We start from the raw sequence: 3,429 nt of genomic DNA, 5'->3' as shown, positions 1-3,429 counted from the left end.
CCGCTTTCGTGGTAAAATCCCGTCTGTGATGATGAAGATACTCTTTAAACTCTCCGACTACGCGGCCTCGATCCTTATGGGCGCGGGCACGCTGCTCCTGGTCTCCGCGATAGTGGGGAGCGGCTGGAACTGGAACACACTCCTTGCGATGCTCGCGGGCATGGTGCTCGGTACGGTCGTCCTCTTTATCGTAATGCTCGCCTTCAGCTCCTTCGCGACACTCTTCGAGATCATCCCGGTCGGCATGGTCATAACCATGCTGACCGGCATGGTCGCGGGCATGCTCTTCGCCGCAACGGAGCTCGGCTTCATGTCGATGCTCCCCCCGGTCGTGGCTTTCTCCATCCTCGCCCAGTTCCGTATCGACCTCTACAACATAAAGCTCAAGGGGGAGGTGGAGCTTGGCGGACGCTAAGGCCGAAACCCTCGCTAAAAGCCTCAAAGACAAGTGGGACGCCGCGGCACCCGTCTACGACAGGCTTAACAGTAGCGTCGAGCTGCGCTTCGGAGAGGAGAAGCGGGAATGGTTCTCGCGCGCGTCCGGAAGGATACTCCTCGTGGCCATCGGCACGGGGCTCGACCTTCCGTACTTCCCCCCGGAGAGAGAGCTGACGGGGGTGGACATAAGCCCGGAGATGCTCAAGATAGCGAAGCGTAGGGTGGACCCCGGCAGCGGAAACGTACGTCTCGTCCGCGCGGACGTCCAGGAGCTCGGCTTCGCCGACGATACCTTCGACACCGTCGCCACCTCGTGCACCTTCTGCTCGGTGCCCGATCCGGTGGCGGGCCTCAAGGAACTCCACCGCGTTATGAAGCCCGGCGGCAAACTCTTGATGTTCGAGCACGTAAGGAGTGAAATATTCTGGATGGGCCCGATGTTGGACATACTCACGAAACTTACGCGCATCCTCGGGCCGGACCTCAACAGAAATACCGGTGAGAACGTCCGTAAGGCGGGCTTCAAAATCACCCGCGAGGTGAACGTCTACCTGGATATGGTAAAGTTGTTCGAAGCGGTAAAGCCTGCGGCCGTAAAACCCGCGTAGGCACTTTCCCGGAGACAATATGGCAAAGCTTTACTTATCCATAACAGCTCTCTTTCTCTTGCTGCTCTCTCCGATGCAGGGCTACTCGAAGGACGACCCCTTCCTCGCTGAGCGGATGGAGATGGTGGAGAAGCAGATAGAGCAGAGGGGGGTCAACGACCCGAAGACCCTCGATGCCATGAGGAACGTGGAGAGGCACCTCTTCGTCCCGGCTTCTTCAAGGGATGCAAGCTACTCGGACCATCCCCTCCCTATAGGCGAGGGGCAGACCATCTCTCAGCCCTACATAGTGGCGCTTATGACCGAGATGCTCGGCCTTACCGGCAAGGAGCGGGTCTTCGAGGTCGGCACCGGCTCGGGCTACCAGGCCGCCGTGCTGGCGGAGATGGGGGTCGAGGTAAGGACCATGGAGATAAGGAAGAAGCTCGCCGGTTCGGCCCGGGCGAGGCTAGGTGAGCTCGGCTACGACAAGGTGAAGGTCAGGTACGGAGACGGCTACTTCGGCTGGGAGGAGGAGGGGCCCTACGACGCGGTTATCGTAACGGCCGCGGCAAACCACATACCCCCTCCGCTGATAAAGCAGCTGAAGGACGGCGGAAGGCTTATTATACCACTCGGCAGTACCCGTTATTACCAGACCCTCACCCTCGTTACGAAAAAGGGAGATAGGCTCGACGTCCAACACATCTCCGGCGTTGTCTTCGTCCCGATGGTCGGCAAGATGCTCGAGGGCGAGTAGACCGCTTATCCCTCAGCGGAAAGCGCCCTTATCGCCAGCCATGCCGCTGCGTAGGCCAGTGCCGCAACCCCCAGGACCGCGGAAAAGCCCCAGACCATCGCGCCCATCATTACGAGCACCGAGCTTATAACCGAAAATGAGCCGTTTACGCACCACGCCCAGGGTATAAGGCCGGGGTTCGTCCGGCCCAGAAGCGCCATGCCCGCGGGGAAAGGCATGCCCATGGCCGCGCCCAGAGGAAAGAAAAAGAGGGCGGTCAGCGGGTACTTCCACGCGACCGGCAGGGCGGCCACCGCGCCGGACACCGGGCCGGTCGCGTAGAGGTAGACCAATACCAGCAGGGGCACTGCGAGTAGCACGTTCGCCGACGAGCGCTCCATTATCCCGAACCGTCCCGAAAGGTAGCTCCCCGCGCCGCTCGATACGAGGAGTGAGAAGAGAACGACCGATATCGCGTAGACGGGCTCCCCTAAGACGGGCACGAGCTTATGCATGAGTGAAATCTCCACGAACATATAGCCCACCCCTATGGAGGCGAAGTACGCGCTTACCCGGAGGAGCACCCCCGGCGGCACCCGCTCCCTCCGGGTAAAAAAGAACGGCGCTACTATGAAGATAAAACTCGCAAGCACGGCCTGAATGAGTATCCACGGCAGGAGGTAGCCCCCCTCTATGAGTATGCCCCACTTCTTCCCGACACTCTCGTAGGTCTCCTTCATGCGGCCCATCTTAAAACTCTGCCCGAAAAACGGCCTCTCGTCGGTGGCGGGCCTTACGTCGAATATATAGCCTTCCAGGAATGGTTCCCTGGTCCGGGGGTCCAGAATCTCTCTGAAATGGTCGTGGTAGACCGGGGAGGGAAAGCGGTTATGCAGGTTGGCCTCCCGCTCCTCCATACCCGGATACCATACGACGTCAAAGCCCTCAATGGAGCAGAACTCCTTCACCACCTCCACCTCCCACGGCTCCACGGTGCCGTTCTTTACAAGGAGTGTTATAACCCCCCAGCTCCTTATGGCCATTATTCTCGCCGCCGCGTCGGCTACACCCCTTAGCCGAAGCCCCTCTATGGCGGTGGAGAGAAGTTTCAACTCCTGCCTTGGCGGGGGGAGGAGGAAGAGGCTAACGGAGACGTACCCCCCCTCTTTCAGGCGGCCCAGGTAGTCGCCGAAGGCCTCGGCCGTAAGGCCGTAATCCTCCTGAAGCCCCCTTATGCCGGAGGAGGCCGAGCCGAGCGTGTCGGTCCGGGGGAGCTTTATTATGTCGAACTTCCCGTCCAGTGCGGCGAGCACGTTCCTCCCGTGCCCGCGGCTTACGCGCGCGTCTCCGTATATGGAGCCCGAGAACTCCGAGAGCGGGCCCTCCATCGCGTCCGCCACAACGGTACTTATCTCCGCGCCCCGGACCCCTGCCGCGCCGTTCTCAACGGCCGAGAGGAGCTCCATGCCGCCGCCGGGCTCCACCACGAAGACCTCGGGGTTTTCCCTCAGGCGATATGCGACAGAAGACGGCAGGTGCCGCAGGAAAGACAGGTCGCCATCTCGCCGGGTGACCGTGGAGAGCCCCCCTCCGTTCACGGTGAAGCCGAGCTGGGCGGGCAACTCCCGCATGTAGGTAAGGCTTATCCCGGGCGCGGCCCTTACT

4 protein-coding genes are annotated in these 3,429 nt (G+C 61.0%); 3 read left to right on the top strand and 1 reads right to left on the bottom strand.

The genetic code is table 11. The annotated features are described in order from the left end of the window. The 3 genes from V3W31_01275 to V3W31_01265 form a co-directional block, all read left to right on the top strand. The coding region (locus V3W31_01275; GenBank protein ID MEE9613570.1) for a hypothetical protein at positions 1 to 415 on the top strand (415 nt) is incomplete at its 5' end. Further along, positions 402 to 1,046, top strand: a complete 645-nt coding sequence (locus V3W31_01270) for a methyltransferase domain-containing protein (GenBank protein MEE9613569.1) — start codon at positions 402 to 404, stop codon at positions 1,044 to 1,046. The genes V3W31_01275 and V3W31_01270, both read left to right, overlap by 14 nt. 19 nt (positions 1,047 to 1,065) lie before the next feature. Continuing rightward, positions 1,066 to 1,785 carry a protein-L-isoaspartate(D-aspartate) O-methyltransferase gene (locus tag V3W31_01265; protein ID MEE9613568.1) on the top strand — a complete coding sequence of 240 codons (720 nt, stop codon included), beginning with the start codon at positions 1,066 to 1,068 and terminating at the stop codon, positions 1,783 to 1,785. Positions 1,786 to 1,790: 5 nt separating this feature from the next. Here V3W31_01265 and V3W31_01260 read toward each other — a convergent pair. Then, the coding region (locus V3W31_01260; GenBank protein ID MEE9613567.1) for a hypothetical protein at positions 1,791 to 3,429 on the bottom strand (1,639 nt) is incomplete at its 5' end.

The organism is Thermodesulfobacteriota bacterium (assembly GCA_036482575.1).
Lineage (GTDB): Bacteria > Desulfobacterota > GWC2-55-46 > GWC2-55-46 > JAUVFY01 > JAZGJJ01.
Note: the sequence above shows the minus strand (reverse complement) of the source record. Positions and strands in the feature narration are given on the sequence as shown.

Coding starts and splice junctions, on each gene's coding strand:
- V3W31_01265 (MEE9613568.1), top strand. CDS start 1,066: ATGGCAAAGCTTTACTTATCCATAACAGCTCTCTTTCTCTTGCTGCTC.